14 protein-coding genes and 1 pseudogene are annotated in these 15,235 nt (G+C 61.5%); 11 read left to right on the top strand and 4 right to left on the bottom strand.

The features are described from left to right. Positions 1-10: 10 nt before the first annotated feature. From BN1800_RS09210 to BN1800_RS09225, 4 genes and pseudogenes are all read left to right on the top strand, one after another. Positions 11-361: a YciI family protein gene (locus BN1800_RS09210; protein ID WP_086996651.1), complete on the top strand. Its 351-nt coding sequence runs from the start codon at positions 11-13 to the stop codon at positions 359-361. Between the two features lie 10 nt (positions 362-371). Further along, positions 372-731, top strand: a complete 360-nt coding sequence (locus tag BN1800_RS09215; RefSeq protein ID WP_086996654.1) for a YciI family protein — start codon at positions 372-374, stop codon at positions 729-731. A 4-nt stretch (positions 732-735) separates the two neighbouring features. Further along, positions 736-1,088, top strand: a pseudogene (locus tag BN1800_RS09220) (YciI family protein). 3 nt (positions 1,089-1,091) lie between these two features. Further along, entirely contained in the window at positions 1,092-2,336 is a 1,245-nt protein-coding gene (locus BN1800_RS09225) for an RNA polymerase sigma factor (protein ID WP_027507467.1), read from the top strand. On the opposite strand, the gene BN1800_RS09230 is transcribed toward BN1800_RS09225, so the two are convergent. After that, positions 2,304-3,266, bottom strand: a complete 963-nt coding sequence (locus tag BN1800_RS09230) for a lysylphosphatidylglycerol synthase domain-containing protein (RefSeq protein ID WP_086996656.1) — start codon at positions 3,264-3,266, stop codon at positions 2,304-2,306. The genes BN1800_RS09225 and BN1800_RS09230 overlap by 33 nt on opposite strands. A 74-nt stretch (positions 3,267-3,340) precedes the next feature. On the opposite strand from BN1800_RS09230, the gene BN1800_RS09235 reads away from it, so the two are divergent. Genes BN1800_RS09235 through BN1800_RS09245 form a run of 3 tightly spaced genes read left to right on the top strand, consistent with a single transcriptional unit; the run spans position 3,341 to position 7,371 of the window. Further along, the gene (locus BN1800_RS09235; protein ID WP_086996659.1) at positions 3,341-4,354 is read left to right on the top strand and encodes a glycosyltransferase family 2 protein; all 1,014 of its coding nucleotides are present in this window, start codon (positions 3,341-3,343) and stop codon (positions 4,352-4,354) included. A gap of 19 nt (positions 4,355-4,373) precedes the next feature. Continuing rightward, positions 4,374-5,861 carry a glycosyltransferase family 39 protein gene (locus tag BN1800_RS09240; RefSeq protein ID WP_086996744.1) on the top strand — a complete coding sequence of 496 codons (1,488 nt, stop codon included), beginning with the start codon at positions 4,374-4,376 and terminating at the stop codon, positions 5,859-5,861. A gap of 13 nt (positions 5,862-5,874) precedes the next feature. Then, on the top strand, positions 5,875-7,371 hold the full coding sequence (locus tag BN1800_RS09245) for a glycosyltransferase family 39 protein (RefSeq protein WP_086996747.1): 1,497 nt from the start codon (positions 5,875-5,877) through the stop codon (positions 7,369-7,371). On the opposite strand, the gene BN1800_RS09250 is transcribed toward BN1800_RS09245, so the two are convergent. Further along, entirely contained in the window at positions 7,368-8,735 is a 1,368-nt protein-coding gene (locus tag BN1800_RS09250) for an aspartate aminotransferase family protein (RefSeq protein ID WP_086996662.1), read from the bottom strand. The two genes, BN1800_RS09245 and BN1800_RS09250, sit on opposite strands and share 4 nt — an antisense overlap. An 83-nt stretch (positions 8,736-8,818) precedes the next feature. Here BN1800_RS09250 and BN1800_RS09255 point away from each other — a divergent pair, with 83 nt between their 5' ends. Next, positions 8,819-10,171, top strand: coding sequence for a glutamine synthetase family protein (locus tag BN1800_RS09255; RefSeq protein ID WP_086996750.1), 1,353 nt, complete (start codon positions 8,819-8,821; stop codon positions 10,169-10,171). 164 nt (positions 10,172-10,335) lie between these two features. Further along, positions 10,336-11,202 carry a nickel-binding protein gene (locus tag BN1800_RS09260; protein WP_051336413.1) on the top strand — a complete coding sequence of 289 codons (867 nt, stop codon included), beginning with the start codon at positions 10,336-10,338 and terminating at the stop codon, positions 11,200-11,202. Here BN1800_RS09260 and BN1800_RS09265 read toward each other — a convergent pair. Then, positions 11,168-12,112 (bottom strand): diacylglycerol/lipid kinase family protein, encoded by a 945-nt coding sequence (locus BN1800_RS09265; protein ID WP_086996665.1) that lies wholly within the window; start codon positions 12,110-12,112, stop codon positions 11,168-11,170. The two genes, BN1800_RS09260 and BN1800_RS09265, sit on opposite strands and share 35 nt — an antisense overlap. A gap of 312 nt (positions 12,113-12,424) precedes the next feature. Between BN1800_RS09265 and BN1800_RS09270 the strand changes: the two genes are divergently transcribed. Further along, positions 12,425-13,645 (top strand): MFS transporter, encoded by a 1,221-nt coding sequence (locus BN1800_RS09270; RefSeq protein ID WP_086996667.1) that lies wholly within the window; start codon positions 12,425-12,427, stop codon positions 13,643-13,645. Here the strand turns inward: BN1800_RS09270 and BN1800_RS09275 are convergent. After that, positions 13,613-14,008, bottom strand: a complete 396-nt coding sequence (locus tag BN1800_RS09275; protein ID WP_027507476.1) for a winged helix-turn-helix transcriptional regulator — start codon at positions 14,006-14,008, stop codon at positions 13,613-13,615. The two genes, BN1800_RS09270 and BN1800_RS09275, sit on opposite strands and share 33 nt — an antisense overlap. Before the next feature lie 103 nt (positions 14,009-14,111). Here BN1800_RS09275 and BN1800_RS09280 point away from each other — a divergent pair, with 103 nt between their 5' ends. Beyond that, complete coding sequence (locus BN1800_RS09280; protein ID WP_086996670.1) at positions 14,112-15,125, top strand: zinc-binding alcohol dehydrogenase family protein; 1,014 nt, start codon at positions 14,112-14,114, stop codon at positions 15,123-15,125. The last annotated feature ends 110 nt before the right edge of the window (positions 15,126-15,235 follow it).

The raw sequence follows: 15,235 nt of genomic DNA on the forward strand, positions 1-15,235 counted from the left end.
GGAAGTAGCCATGAAATATCTGTGCCAGGTCTGGTTCGAGCCGTCTGTGCTCGAGCGCATGAGCGAAGGGGAGAAGACGAGGCTCGACAAGGATTCGCTCGCTTATGACGAGGACCTCGTCGCCAGCGGTCACATGATCCGGGCCGAGGCGCTGCAATCGCCGAAGAGTGCCGTGACCGTTCGCGTTCGCAATGGCGAGATGTCGGTGACCGACGGCCCCTATGCCGAAACGAAGGAACAACTCGGCGGCTTCATCCTCATTGACGCGAAAGACCTGAACGATGCCATACGCGTTGCCGCCGGCATTCCGCTGGCAAAGCTCGGCAGCATCGAAGTTCGCCCCATCTACACGTTCGGCTGAGGAGGCATCCATGAAGTTTCTTTGCCAGTTCTGGTTCGATACCGAGAAAAGCAAGCTGGTTCCGCAGGAGGAATGGGATGCACTGACGCAGGAGTGCATCGCCAGCGACGACCTCTGGCAGGAGCGCGGTTTCCTTCAGGAAGCACTTGCGCTGCGCGAGCCGGCGTCAGCCGTCACGCTGCGAATCCGGAAGGGAGCGACAGTCGCCACGGATGGTCCATTTGCCGAAATCAAGGAACACCTCGGCGGCTTCGTCTTGCTCGAAGCCAGGGATATGGAGGAAGCGAAGTCCATCGTCTCGACCTTCCCGATCCTGAAATACGCTTCGGTCGAAATACGCCCCGCCTATTCGATCACGGACGGGAGATAGCTCAATGCGCTATCTCTGCCTGATCTATAATCCCGCCGACATCGACGGTACGCTGACGCCGAAGGAGAGCCCGTCAAGGCGCATTTCAGCTTCGATGAAGAGCTGAGCCGCGAGGGCATCATGATCCACTCCGATGCGCTGGAGATGCCGGAGAAAGCGACCGTGCTGCGAGTCCGCAACAACATGCTGCAGGCGACCGACGGCCCTTATGTCGAAACCAAGGAGCATCTTGCAGGTTTCTACGTCATCGAAGCACGGGACGATCAAGCGGCGAAGGAGATTGTGGCACGCATCCCCTCCGCGCGTGTCGGCGCCGTGGAACTCAGGCCGGTGCGGATACTGACTTTACCGGAGTAGCGCTTGGAGAAACTGATCGAGGACATATACCGGTCGCAATCGCGCAGGGTTCTGGCAACGCTCATCCGCCTGCTCGGTGATTTCGACCGGGCGGAGGAAGCGCTGCACGACGCCTTTGCGGCGGCGGCTCGCACATGGCCGCGCGACGGTGTTCCCGCCAACCCGTTTTCATGGCTCGTTTCCACGGGCCGCCACAAGGCGATAGACCATATCCGGCGACGCAGGCGCTTCGATGCGTCACTGCAGGATATCGAGGACAGTTTTTACGGCGAGGCCGATACGACGGAGATCGGCGACATGGAGCTTATTGGCGACGACATGCTGCGGCTAATCTTCACCTGCTGCCATCCGGCCATTCCGTCGGATGCGCAGATGGCGATGGCGCTGCGTGAAGTCTGCGGGCTGACGACCGAGGAGATCGCCCATGCATTCCTCGTTCCGGCACCGACCGTGGCACAGCGGATCGTGCGGGCGAAAAGCAAGGTACGGACGGAGCGCATCCCGTATGAAGTTCCCGACCTCGACGAACTGCCCGAGCGGCTCGACCGCGTGCTGCACGTCATCTATCTCGTCTTCAACGAAGGCTATTCAGCGTCTTCGGGCACGGAAGTGGTCCGAACGGACCTGACGGCCGAGGCGATCCGGCTGGCGCGGCTGGTGGAAGGCCTGCTGCCGCACCCCGATGTTGAGGGACTGCTTTCGCTAATGCTGCTGCAGGATTCCCGCGGGCGGGCGCGGCGCACTGAGGATGGCGGCCTGATCCTACTTGCCGAGCAGGACCGGTCAGCCTGGGATCGCAGGAAGATAGAGGAAGGCCTGGACCTGCTGCGGCGGGCGATGGAGCCCAGCGAAGTCGGTCTCTACACCGTCCAGGCCGCTATTGCCGCCGAACATGCTAAGGCCGAGACGCCGGAGGCCACGGATTGGCCGCGCATCGCCGCCTATTACGACCTGTTGACTACGGCACAGCCCTCGCCGATCGCGGAGCTCAACCGGGCGGTTGCTATCGCAATGTCGGAGGGGCCGCAAAGAGGCCTTGAGATCGTCGACGGCATCCTGGCATCCGGGAAACTCGGCAGCTACCACCTTGCGCATGCCGCACGCGCCGATTTCCTGCGCCAGCTCGGCCGCCGGGCAGAGGCGATCGCTGCCTATGAACGCGCGCTGTCCCTCTGTCAGCAAGGGCCAGAGCAGGCTTTTCTGCGCAAGCGGATATCAGAACTGACGGCGGCGTCCGAGCGGCAATGAGATCGCGGTTCCCGTCAGAGCGGAAACGATGATCAGCAGATGCGCATTGATGCTTGCCTGAGCAAGCCCATCGAGCGCCGCCTTGCCGGTCGATGCGCCCAGGGCAACGGCGCCTGCCGTAATGCCTGCCGGATAAGTGCCAACGCCGCCCGGCGCATGGACGGGCAGTACTGAGGAAAGCTCGCCGCCGAGCGCACCGCCGAAACTCGCCGTCAGCGGCGAAATTCCCATGAGGCTGAGCGCCCAGGCGAGCACGACGACCTTCACCAGCCAGTTCACCGCCGTCATGGCCCAGGCGCGTGCGAAGGCTCTGGCATTTGCGGGCAGGCCGATTTCGATTTCCGACAGGAAGCCCTGCGCCTTGGCGGGAAAAAGTCTGAAGCCGAAGCGAAGCAGCGGCCTGCGGATCACGAAAGCCGCGACCGGCAAAAGCAGGAATGCGGCCCACAAAAGCCAGGCCAGAAGGGCGTTCGGAGCGGCTGCCGCAAATCCGATGCCAGCTGCGGCGAGCAGCGCGTGCAGATCGAGCAGGCGCATGACCAGAAGAGCGGAGGTTGCCCGCGTCAGCGGAATGCCGAATTCCGCGCGCATGAGAACCGGAAAGCTCGTCTCGCCGGTGCGGAACGGCAGCATGATATTGAGCAGGTTATGAATCTGCGTCACCCGGAAAAGCGTGCGGAACTGGCCTGCCGTCTCCCGCGGGAAGTAATCGAGAATGCGCCACGTCCGCAGGAAGTAGGTGCTGGTCAACAAGGAAAGCGCCACAAGGATCGGTATCGCGCCGACGGTGGCCCACTGGGCGATGATGGCCGACCATCCCCAGAACCACTCGATGAAAAGCGCATAGGCTGCGACGATTACGACCGTCAGCAGCGTCATGCGATTGCGCGCTAACCAGGATTGTCGGCTAGCGCCAACCGGAGAGTTCATGTACTAGGCTTCCTGACTTCAGCGGCCAAAACGCCGCTCGACTGGCCGTTACGGCCTTTTAGGAGCAATAAGAGTTGCAGACAACGTCAGAGTCGCTTCGAAGCGCAAATGATCTAGACCAATCGCTCGAACTTTCGCTTGTGGTGCCGGTTTTCAACGAGGAAGAAAGCGTCGGCCCGCTTGTCGAACGGATATGCGATGCGATGGTGACATACGCTTGCCGGTGGGAGCTTATCCTGGTCGATGACGGCAGCACGGATGCCACACTCGTCAATGCCCGCAAGTATCTCGGCCGTGAAGGGCTGGCGCTCAGGATCGTGGAGTTGCAGCGCAACTTCGGCCAGACTGCCGCGATGCAGGCCGGCATCGACACGGCGCGGGGCCGGCTGATCGCAACGATGGACGGCGACCTGCAGAACGACCCGAAAGACATTCCGTCGATGGTTTCCGAACTCGAGCGCCGCGAACTCGATCTCCTGGTCGGCTGGCGCAAGAACCGCAAGGACGCTCTGCTGCTGCGAAAGATCCCGTCCTGGTGCGCCAATTACCTGATAGGCCGTATCACCGGCGTGAAGCTGCACGACTACGGCTGCAGCCTGAAGATCTACCGCGCCTCGATCATCAGGCAGGTGAAGCTGATGGGCGAAATGCACCGCTTCATCCCCGCCTGGGTTGCCGGCGTCGTCCCGAGCTCGCGCATCGGCGAAATGGCCGTCAGTCATCACGCCCGCCAGCACGGTCAGTCGAAATACGGCATCTCGCGGACCTTCCGCGTGATCCTCGACCTTTTGTCGGTCATGTTTTTCATGCGCTACAAGGCGCGGCCCGGCCATTTCTTCGGCTCGCTCGGCCTCGGCCTCGGCGCGCTCGCGGCGCTGATCCTGCTTTACCTGTTCTTCGACAAGTTCATTCTCGGAAACGATATCGGAACCCGTCCAATGCTCATGGTCGGCGTCGTCCTGCTGCTGTCGTCCGTGCAATTAATCACCACCGGTATTTTGGCGGAGATGATCGCCCGCACCTACTATCGCGACGACGCCTCGCCGAATTACATCGTCCGGCAGATTTTCGATGGAAGCGACGTTTGACAGGCGGCGGGGCGACCCGCTGATGCAACGGTTCTGCGGCACGATTGGCAGCGCGAGCATGCTGCTTGCCGGCTATTTCCTGCTGAACATCCTACTGCGCGCCGCCCTGCCCCACTCGCTGGAGCTCGACGAGGCGGAGCAGACCTTCTACGCGCAATATCTGCTGGCAGGCTACGGTCCACAACCGCCGTTCTACAATTGGATGCAGTATGCCGTCGATGCCGTTGCCGGACCGTCGATCTGGGCGCTGAGCATTCCGAAAAACGTCCTGCTCTTTCTATGTTACCTCTTTTACGGTTTTGCCGCGCGCGAGATGCTGAAGGACCGCACGCTACAGGCTGCGGCGATGCTCGCGCTGATTACGCTTCCGCAGGTCTCTTACATGGCGCAGCAGGACCTGACTCATACGGTGGCGCTACTTTTCGCCACTTCGCTGTTCCTCTTCGGCTTCTTCCGGACGCTGGAGCGCCCGAGTCTCCTCAGCTATCTCATTCTCGGCATCGCAACCGGGGTTGGCATCATCGCGAAATACAATTTCGCACTGATGCCGCTCATCGCGGTGGCGGCTGTGATCCCGGATCGGGAATGGCGGCAGCGTCTCCTCGACTGGCGGATTCTGCCGGCGTTTGCGATTGCGCTGGCAATCACATTGCCGCATCTCCACTGGCTTTACGGCAACGTCGAGCTGGCTTCCCACGGCACGCTAAGCAAGATGATCGATAGCCGCGAGGCGAGCGACCTGTTCCCGGCAGGTAAGGGCCTACTCTCCCTTCTTATTGCAATCATTGCTTTCGCGGCCCTGCCGATCGCGATTTTCGCCGCTGCCTTCCGGCGCGATTTCATCCATGCACTTTCGGCGGGCGATTGCTGGACAAGACTGATGGAGCGCATGATAGTCATCAGCCTGATCGCGGTCGTCGCGGTGATCCTCGTGACCGGCGCAACCCATATCCGCGAACGCTGGCTCGATCCGTTCCTGCTCATTCTGCCCATTTACATCTTCCGCAAGCTCGAAGTGGCAGGCGCCGATCTCTCGCTTGGGCTCAAGCGTTTTCTCAACGTCGTTCCCGTGCTGATGGCACTCGTGCTGATCGCGCTTGCGGCAAGGGTAATCGGGGCGGAGTTCATCGGTTCCTACACGAAGCTGAACGTTCCCTTCGCTGATTTCGCCAAGGCGATGACGGACAACAGGCAGCCTCCCGCCCTCATCATTGCGAGCGATCGCTATGTCGGCGGCAATCTCAGGCTCCAACTGCCGGACGTGCCCGTGATAATATCCGGCTTTCCAAACCCCGGAATCGCGATGAACGCTGCGGCCGCGCGGCCGATCCTCGTCGCCTGGCGGGGGCCGAATCCGAAAGAAGCGCCGATGCCACCGGAAATCTCGACCTGGTTGAAGCAAAACGGCTTGGAACCCGACGCGATCGGCTCGCTGGCGCTCCCCTACCACTTTGGCAAGAGCGGCGACACCTATGCGCTCGGCTTTGCCTGGCTTGAACGGAAATGAAATGAACGAGGACATGGACAAGGCCCGCGACACCGACATGCGGTGGGTTTTCGCGCTGCTTGCCGCATATTTTCTCGTGCAGATCGCGGTCCGCCTGGCCATGCCGCCGACGCTCGGACTCGACGAAGCCGAGCAGGCCTTCCGCTCGCAATGGCTCGCCGCCGGCTATGGACCCCAGCCGCCTTTCTACAACTGGCTGCAATATGCCGTCTTTTCGCTCGGCGGCGTCTCGCTGCTTTCGCTTGCCGTCGTCAAGAATGCCCTGCTCTTTACATCCTACCTGCTTTACGGCCTGACAGCACGGATGATCCTGAAAAACAGCACGCTCGCCGCAATCGCGACGCTGGGACTTCTGACGCTTCCGCAGGTCGCATTCGAAATGCAGCGCGACCTGACGCATACGGTCGCGGTGTTCTTCTCCGGCTCAGTCTTCCTCTACGGATTTATCCGGTCGCTCAAGAAGCCGGATATGCTCTCGTATCTCGTGACGGGCGTCGGCATCGGCATCGGCCTGCTGTCGAAATATAACTTCGCCTTGCTACCAGCCTCGGCGCTTCTGGCGGCACTGCTCGATCCGCCGATGCGCAAGCGCGTCTTCGACTGGCGTACGGTCGTGACCGCGGTCACAGCATTTCTTATCACCCTGCCGCATCTTTTCTGGCTAAAGGACAATCTCGGCTTCGCCACGGCCCGGACACTGGAAAAGCTGACCGACAGCGGCAACGCGAGCTATGCCATGCAGGTCGTCATGGGTTCAGGGTCGCTCGTTCTGGCCGTGATTGGCTTTTGTGCGGTCACGTTACTTGTCTTCGTGATCGCATTCGGCAAGCCGTTTCTCTCGGCATTCTCCGGCAGATCGGCATGGACACGGCTCCTTGAGCGCATGATGCTCTTTTCCATCCTCGGCATCCTGCTTCTCGTCCTCTTCGGCGGAGCGGCCCATGTCAAGGACCGCTGGCTGGTGCCGCTCTTCTTCATCATCCCGCTTTATCTGTGCCTGAAGATCGAGGCATCGCATGTCGAGTATTCGAATCCTCTGCGCCGTCTTTTGCCGATCCTCGCGATAATCATGATTGCCGTTCCCGGTATTCTCTTCGGACGCATTGCGGCTGCCACCCTGAACGGCGACTACGAGCGCTTGAACATGCCCTACGCCCAACTCGCGGCCGTACTCCGGCAACAGGGTGAGCCTGCCGCGGTTTTGGCGGAAGGCAGCCTGCTTGCGGGGAATTTGCGGAAGGACCTTCTTCCGGCGACCGTGATTTCAACGGACTATCCAGGGTTCAAGCCTGCAGTCTCGATCTCGAAAAAACACCCGCTTCTCATTGTCTGGCCGCTCGGTGCTACGGAAGGTAATGTCCTGCCCGGCAGAGCGGCCGAATGGCTGAAATCGGTGCCAGAACTCAGCAGCATCGCGCCGGAGATTTCGATGATCGAGGTTCCGTATTACTACGCCCGGAACGGCGATACCTATCGTTTCGGCTACGCGTGGGTCGCCCCGGCGGATTAGGTTTTCAGCTCCTTCCACGCCGCATCCAGCGCAATCTTTGCAATCCGCGCCATTTCATCGACCTGCTCATGGGTGATGACCAGCGGCGGTGAAGCGAGCATGCGGTCGCCAGTGGCTCGCAGAACGAGGCCGTTCGCAAGCGCGTGGTTGCGGACAAGCGCGCCAGCCGCATCGGGCTTTTCGAAGCGGGCGCGCATCTTCTTATCCGCAGTGAGTTGCAGGGCGCCCATCAGGCCGATGCTGACCGCTTCGCCGACGAGGTCATGATCGGCGAGCGCGCCCCAGGCTTCGGCGAAGTAAGGGCCAATATCGCTGCGAACGCGGTCAACCAGCTTTTCGTCCTCGATGATGCGCAAATTTTCCAGCGCCGCAGCGGCGCAGACCGGATGGCCGGAATAGGTGAAGCCGTGATTGAAATCGCCGACCTCGTTGATCAGCACATTGGCGATGCGATCGCTGACGAGCACGCCGCCGATTGGCAGGTAGCCCGATGACAGGCCCTTTGCGATCGGCGCCAGATCCGGCTCGACGCCGAAATACTGATGGCCGAACCACGCGCCGAGGCGGCCGAAGCCGCAGATGACTTCGTCGGTGACGAGCAGGACGTTGCGCGCCTTGCAGATGCGGCCGATCTCCGGCCAGTAGGTTTCCGGCGGAATGATGACACCCGCCGCACCCTGCACCGGCTCCGCAACAAAGGCGGCGACATTCTCCTCGCCGAGTTCATCGATCTTCGCCTCCAGTTCGCGGGCCGCCTTGAGGCCGAATTCCGCAGGCGAAAGGTCGCCGCCCTCGCCATACCAATAAGGCTGACCGATATGGACGATGCCGGGGATCGGCAGGTCGCCCTGTTCATGCATGTATTTCATACCGCCAAGGCTGGCGCCGGCGACCGTCGAACCGTGGTAGCCATTCCTGCGGGCAATCACGATCTTCTTCGACGGCCTGCCAACGGCACTCCAATAGACGCGCGCCATCCGGAACCATGTATCATTGGCTTCCGATCCGGAGCCGGTGAAGAAGACATGATTGAAGCGCGGGCCGGCATGCGCGGTCACCTTCTCGGCGAGCAGGGTCGTGGGCGTGCTCGTGGTGCCGAAGAAGGTGTTGTAGTAGGGCAGCTCGTTCATCTGCCGCGCGACGGCATCGGTGATCTCCTTGCGGCCGTAGCCGACATTAACGCACCACAGGCCTGCAAAACCGTCGAGATACTTCCTGCCGTGGTTATCCCAGATATAGACGCCTTCGCCGCGCTGGATGATGCGCGTGCCATCGGCATTCAGCTTCTTCATGTCGGAGAAGGGATGCAGATGGTGGGCGGCGTCAATGGCGGCGAGATTTGAGCGCTGGTAAGTATCGGACATGATTTGCAAAACACCTGCGGAGATTGAAAGGCCCGTCTCAATGAGCTACGACCTTGGGCTTGTCCGAGGGGATTTTCAAGATCATGACGGCTGACATCATGCACGGCAAAGCTGCGGTGGGCGAACCGCGGATCGAAATCCTGCTCGTCGGCATGAATGGCGATTTGCGCGGTAAGCAGATGCCACTGGACGCTCAGAAGAAGATCCGGGAAGGCGAGGTGCGGCTCCCCTCCTCGACGCAGTCGCTCGACATCTGGGGCGACGATAATGACGACATCACCGGCCTGTCGCTAACGATCGGCGATCCGGACGGCAATTGCATAGCTGACGAGCGCAGCCTTGCGCCGATGCCCTGGGCGCCGGAAGGCTCCATGCAGGTGCTGGCGACGATGCACGAATTCGACGGCAGCCCGAGCTTCATGGATCCGCGGGCGATCCTGGCAGCGGTGCTGAAGCGCTACGACGAACGCGGCCTCACACCGGTCGTCGCGACGGAACTCGAGTTCTACGTGATGGAACAGGACTGGCGGGATACCGGCCGTCCTTCACCGCCGAAAAGCCTGACCTATCGCCGCGAGCCGAACGGATTCCAGCTCTACGACATGAGCGCCGTCGATGCGCTCGACGATTACCTGCAGACGGTGCGCGCCTATGCCAAGGCGCAGAACCTGCCTGCGGAGGCGACAACGGCCGAGTTCGGTCCCGGACAGTTCGAGATCAACCTGTTGCACCGGCCCGATGCACTGGCGGCGGCCGACGACTGCATTTACCTGAAGCGCATCGCCGAACAGGCGGCTCGCAAGCATGGCCTCAAATCGACCTGCATGGCCAAGCCCTATTCCGAACACGCCGGTTCCGGCCTGCATGTGCATGCCAGTGTCATCGACAGAGAAGGCCGCAACATCCTCGACGCCAGGGGCGGAGAGCCGACGAAGCTGAAATCCGCCTGCGCTGGGATGCTGAAGACGATGTGCGAAGCGCAGCTGATCTTCGCGCCTTTCGCCAACTCCTACCGCCGCTTCCAGCCAGGCTCCTTTGCGCCTATCGATCTCACTTGGGGCAACGGCCATCGCGGCACGGCTATCCGCATCCCGGACATGAACGGACCGGCAGCGCGGATCGAGCACCGCGTCGCCGGCGCGGACGCCAATCCCTACTTGCTGCTGGCCGCCATCCTCGGCGGCATGCTGCTCGGCCTCGATAACGAGCTCGACCCCGGCGAAGAGACGACGCCGTCGCATGTGCCGGCAAACGCGACGCGGCTGACGCATGATTTCCTGACGGCGGTGGAAGCCTTTCGCGCATCACCCTTCATCGCCGACATCTTCGGCGAGCGCTACCGGAAGCTCTACGGCGACACCAAGCACAAGGAAGCAGTCACCTATCTGCGCACAGTCTCGGACTTCGACTATCGGACTTATCTGCCGAGGGTTTAAAGCTTGCTGAGATACGCGATAAAGCGAGAACTCTCCCTCTGTTGATGTTACGCGCCGCAGCGCGGCAAACACCTGCCCCATAACCATCTCAAAGGTGGACCGGGCTGTGTACAAGTCGTAGAATAAATTTCCTGAGGCGGAGGCTTCCGAAAGGAGCGCGGCAAATGGCTATCTTCATGGACCGGCATGAACTGACGGGAACCACAGCCGCCGACGTTGCCGAGGCACATCGCAAGGATCTCGAGATTCAGGACCGGTATGGGGTCAAGTTCCTCACCTACTGGTTCGACCAGCGGCGTGGAACCGCATTTTGTCTCATGGACGCGCCCGACGCGGAAACCGCTCAATGCGTGCACCGCGAAGCGCATGGCTTCGTCGCCGGTGAGGTTGTCGAAGTCGCTCTGTCGGCGGTTGAGGCGTTTCTCGGCCGCATTCATGACCCTGAGCCGGCGCCTGGGCAAGTCTCAAGCGAAGTGGATTCGGGCCACCGGGCAATCCTGTTCACCGATATCGTCGGCTCGACCGCGATGACAACGCGCCTCGGCGACCGAATGGCGACCGAATTGGTCAGGGCGCATGACTCGGTTGTGCGCAGATGCCTCGACCACTGGTCAGGCCGCGAGGTGAAGCACACCGGCGACGGCATCATGGCGACGTTCGCCTCGATAGCTGCGGCCGTCGATTGCGCAAGAAACATCCAGCAGGAATTCAAACGTTACAACCGCGGAAATCCTGAGCCGATTCATGTTCGCATCGGATTGGATTGCGGCGAACCCGTCGAGGATAGCAACGATCTGTTCGGCTCCACGGTGCAACTTGCAGCACGATTGTGCGCAGCCGCCGCAAGCGACCATATCCTGGTGTCGGAGAACATTTTTCGGGAGTACAGCACCACCGATATCTTCACGCACGCGATGCGCCGGCGGTTGAAGGGATTTTCGAAGCCCGTGCTCGCCTTCCAATGCGACTGGGCCGATGGTGGCGTGAAGAGGGAAACTAAGCCGCAGGCTCCCGCCGCTCGGCCTCATTGACCTGCGCGGCAAGACCCTGCTTGACCAGCACCTTAAGCTCTTCGGGATGCAGCTTGATGGAAATGTCGCGTGCGAGTGGCAGAAGCTCGCCGTCCATGACGCAATTGGCCTTTGCCCTCAGCTTCGGGAAATGCAGATGCACTTCGGCCGGATGCATGACCATCACGTCGGCGTTTTCGCGCACCTTGCCGCGCAACATGTCGATGGCAAGGCGGGCGACGCCGATCGGCTTCAGCGGCTTTGCCGTGTAGAAGCCGAGCTCGCCGCTGCGCAGGTTGTCGGCATACAGCAGCGCGTTCTGGCCAAAGGGATTGTTGGAGACGGAAACGGCCGATACGCGACGCGTCTCGCGCATGCCGAGCGCCTGGAATTCGACTTCGAATTCAGGCGGATTGAGCACGACGCCGATGGCTGCGCGGACGCTGGCGCGCATCTTGCCGAAGCGGGAGCGATAGCTGAAGGAGTTGCGGTAGCGCACCATGCGCGCATGAAGCCCCGCCGAGAACTGATGGATGAAGGGCCGGCCGTTGGCGCTAGCAATGTCGACATGATCGACCTCGCCGGTCGCCAGCACATCCAGCGCCTGCCAGATATCGAGCGGCACTTTCAGCGAGCGGGCGAAGAGGTTCATGGTCCCGGCCGGTACGACACCGAGGGCGACGCCGTTCTTCCAGGCGATCGAGGCCGCCGCCGAAATCGTGCCGTCGCCGCCTCCCGCGACGATGCCGTCGATGTCGTCGCGCCGGGCAGCGCGCTCCATCGCCGGAACAATCTCCTTGCCGGAAAAGACGATAGCCTCGAAGTCATGTCCCGCTTCCCGGAAGGTCGCCTCTGCCCGCTTTTCGTAGGCCTCCATATCGGTGGTCCGGAAGGTACCACCGTCTTTGTTGAAAAAACCTACAAGCTTCATCAGGCGTGCCGTTCCTCGCGTCGTGGCGTCTCGTTCCAAGTCCCTTAAGATGGTTGGAGCCGCCTCGTTTTCAAGCGCGGCATGCCTTTAGCGGCCGTTTGTCTGCGAGACCCAAACGTAAATATTGCAATTGACATATGCACATAGCAGGACGCTGCACTGCAAAAAACGCACTCGACGCCCATGGCGCGGTCCCCCATAACTTCAATGATGGAGGCCCTTGTTTCCACCTCCCGCCATAGAATGGCCGACATCCGCCTCAGCGCCCGCTCTCCGGATGGGTTGCCCTGCAGACATGCCTCAGGAGCTCCCGTGAGCCAGATCGCCGTAGACGATTCCATCGATTCCAGTTTGGCTTCGGAAGCCCCCTCGCCGATGGCGGTCGCTCTGGTGCAACTGGCACTTGCCTGTGGCGGCTTCGGCATCGGCACCGGCGAATTCGCCATCATGGGCCTGCTACCGAATGTGGCGAACACATTTTCGGTCACGACACCGCAGGCAGGTTACGTCATCAGCGCCTATGCGCTTGGCGTCGTCATCGGCGCGCCAGGGATCGCCGTTCTCGCCGCCAGGATGACGCGCCGCTCGCTGCTTCTGCTGCTGATGGGCATTTTCGCGGCCGGCAATATCCTGAGCGCTCTTGCGCCGACCTTCCAGAGCTTCACCGTGATGCGCTTGATCACCGGCCTGCCGCACGGTGCCTATTTCGGCGTCGCGGCAATCGTCGCCGCCTCGATGGTGCCGGTGCACAAACGGGCGCGCGCCGTCGGCCGGGTCATGCTGGGTCTGACAATCGCAACCCTGCTCGGCACGCCGCTCGCCACCTTCTTCGGCCAGTCGCTCGACTGGCGCGTCGCCTTCACCTCTGTTGGCGTCATCGGCCTCGTGACCGTGGCACTCATCTGGTACTATGTGCCGCGCGACCAAGTCGCGGACGGCGCCAGCTTCCTGCGCGAGCTCGGCGCCTTCAAGCGGCCGCAGGTCCTCTTGACGCTCGGCATCGCAGCCGTCGGCTATGGCGGCATGTTCGCGATGTTCAGCTATATTGCCGGCACGACCACGAAGGTCGCCATGCTGCCGGAGAGCATGGTTGCCCTGATGATGGTCCTCTTCGGCGTCGGCATGAATGCCGGCAACGTCATCGGCTCCTGGCTTGCCGACAAGTCGATCATGGGGACGATCGGCGGTTCGCTGGTTTTCAACATTGCCGTGCTGACACTATTTTCGCTGACGGCATCAAGCCCTATCATGCTGGCAGTCTGCGTGTTCCTCGTCGGCTGTGGCTTTGCGGCCGGTCCTGCGCTACAGACGCGGCTGATGGATGTCGCCGCCGACGCACAAACACTTGCCGCCGCCTCCAACCACTCCGCCTTCAACATCGCCAATGCGCTCGGCGCCTGGCTCGGCGGCCTCGTGATTGCCTGGGGCTACGGCTTTGCGGCAACGGGTTATGTCGGCGCCGTCCTGTCCTTCCTCGGCCTCTTCGTCTATTTCGCGTCGCTACGCCTGGAGCGCAGCAGCCGGAGCGCATGAAGGATCGCGCAGTTCGTGGCCCTCCGGGCGGCAGAGAGCATATTCGTCGCCCCAGGCCGCCAGTGCTCGGATGACCGGCTTCAACGTTTCGCCGAGCGGCGTCAGTGCATATTCCACGCGCGGCGGCACGACCGGATAGACGGTGCGGGAGACGAGGCCGGATTCTTCCAGTTCCCGCAGCTGCTTGGTCAGCATGCGCTGCGTCACCGCAGGCAGCTTCCGGCGCAGCTCGTTGAAGCGCAATGTTCCGTCCATGAGGTGGAACAGGATCACGCCTTTCCATTTTCCATCGACATAGCTCAGCGCCGCCTCGACCGGACAGCCGGGGAAATTCTTCGTCAGCTTGGCGCGGGGCAGCGACATTTGACAGTATCCTTTTTGGTACTACGTACAGAATTTGTGCATTCTTGCACTCTTGGAACATAAGACGCATCTAGCCTCTGTGCAACGAACACAGGAGTTTTCCATGCGCGCCGTCGCCTACAATATCCCACAGCCCATTTCCGCCGAAACCTCGCTGATCGATGTCGACCTGCCAGTCCCGGAAGCGACCGGGCATGACCTGCTCGTCGAGATCAAGGCCGTCTCCGTCAATCCGGTCGATGTGAAAGTGCGGGCGCATATGGCACCGCCTGCAGATGAATTGAAGGTTCTCGGCTGGGACGCCGCCGGCATCGTCAGGGCCGTCGGAGCGGATGTCACGCTCTTCAAGCCGGGAGACGAAGTCTACTATGCCGGTGCGATCAATCGCCCGGGTTCGAACGCGGAGTTTCATCTGGTCGACGAGCGCATCGTTGGCCGCAAGCCGAAGAGCCTCGATTTCGCGGCCGCTGCCGCACTGCCGCTGACGTCGATCACCGCTTATGAAGCCTTGTTCGATCGGTTGAAGGTTCAAGATCCCGTGCCGGGGGCCGCACGCTCGCTCCTTATCATCGGTGGCGCCGGTGGTGTCGGCTCGATCGCCATCCAGATCGCCCACGTGCTGACCGATCTGACGGTCATCGCAACCGCCTCCCGTCCCGAAACACGGGTCTGGGTGAAGGAACTTGGCGCACACCACGTCGTCGATCACTCGAAGCCGCTCGCGGCGCAGATTGGCGCCCTCAGCATCGGCGCTCCGGGCTTCGTCTTCTCGACAACCAACACCGACAGCCATATCGCCGACATCGTCGAGTCGATCGCACCGCAGGGCCGCTTCGCGCTAATCGACGATCCAAAGGTGCTCGATATCGTGCCCTTCAAGCGCAAGGCAGTTTCGGTGCATTGGGAACTGATGTTCACGCGTTCGCTCTTTTCGACACCTGACATGATCGAGCAGCATAAGCTGCTCAACAGGATCTCGAAGCTTGTCGATACCGGCAAGATCCGCACCACGCTCACCGAAACCGTCGGCACGATCAATGCAGCCAATCTGAAGAAGGCGCATGCAAGGGTCGAAAGCGGCAGGATGAAGGGCAAGGCGGTACTCGCCGGTTTCTGACCAACGCCGATGTTCACGCACAATGCCGCGGAAGGTGCGGCATTGTGGCTCACCAACCGCTGCCGCTTGACTTTTCTCAATCGGAGGGGCAGGTCTTGCGGCACGCGGAT

Origin of the sequence: Rhizobium sullae, assembly GCF_900169785.1 — a bacterium.
GTDB classification, from domain to species: Bacteria; Pseudomonadota; Alphaproteobacteria; order Rhizobiales; family Rhizobiaceae; genus Rhizobium; species Rhizobium sullae.

What these genes read in the sequence shown, in the direction of transcription:
- BN1800_RS09275 (WP_027507476.1), bottom strand. Translation starts at nt 14,008, where the DNA reads ATGTCGCTGCCCCGCGCCAAGCTGACGAAGAATTTCCCCGGCTGTCCG.
- BN1800_RS09215 (WP_086996654.1), top strand. Translation starts at nt 372, where the DNA reads ATGAAGTTTCTTTGCCAGTTCTGGTTCGATACCGAGAAAAGCAAGCTG.
- BN1800_RS09210 (WP_086996651.1), top strand. Translation starts at nt 11, where the DNA reads ATGAAATATCTGTGCCAGGTCTGGTTCGAGCCGTCTGTGCTCGAGCGC.
- BN1800_RS09250 (WP_086996662.1), bottom strand. Translation starts at nt 8,735, where the DNA reads ATGTCCGATACTTACCAGCGCTCAAATCTCGCCGCCATTGACGCCGCC.
- BN1800_RS09245 (WP_086996747.1), top strand. Translation starts at nt 5,875, where the DNA reads ATGGACAAGGCCCGCGACACCGACATGCGGTGGGTTTTCGCGCTGCTT.
- BN1800_RS09280 (WP_086996670.1), top strand. Translation starts at nt 14,112, where the DNA reads ATGCGCGCCGTCGCCTACAATATCCCACAGCCCATTTCCGCCGAAACC.
- BN1800_RS09255 (WP_086996750.1), top strand. Translation starts at nt 8,819, where the DNA reads ATGACGGCTGACATCATGCACGGCAAAGCTGCGGTGGGCGAACCGCGG.
- BN1800_RS09230 (WP_086996656.1), bottom strand. Translation starts at nt 3,266, where the DNA reads ATGAACTCTCCGGTTGGCGCTAGCCGACAATCCTGGTTAGCGCGCAAT.
- BN1800_RS09260 (WP_051336413.1), top strand. Translation starts at nt 10,336, where the DNA reads ATGGCTATCTTCATGGACCGGCATGAACTGACGGGAACCACAGCCGCC.
- BN1800_RS09265 (WP_086996665.1), bottom strand. Translation starts at nt 12,112, where the DNA reads ATGAAGCTTGTAGGTTTTTTCAACAAAGACGGTGGTACCTTCCGGACC.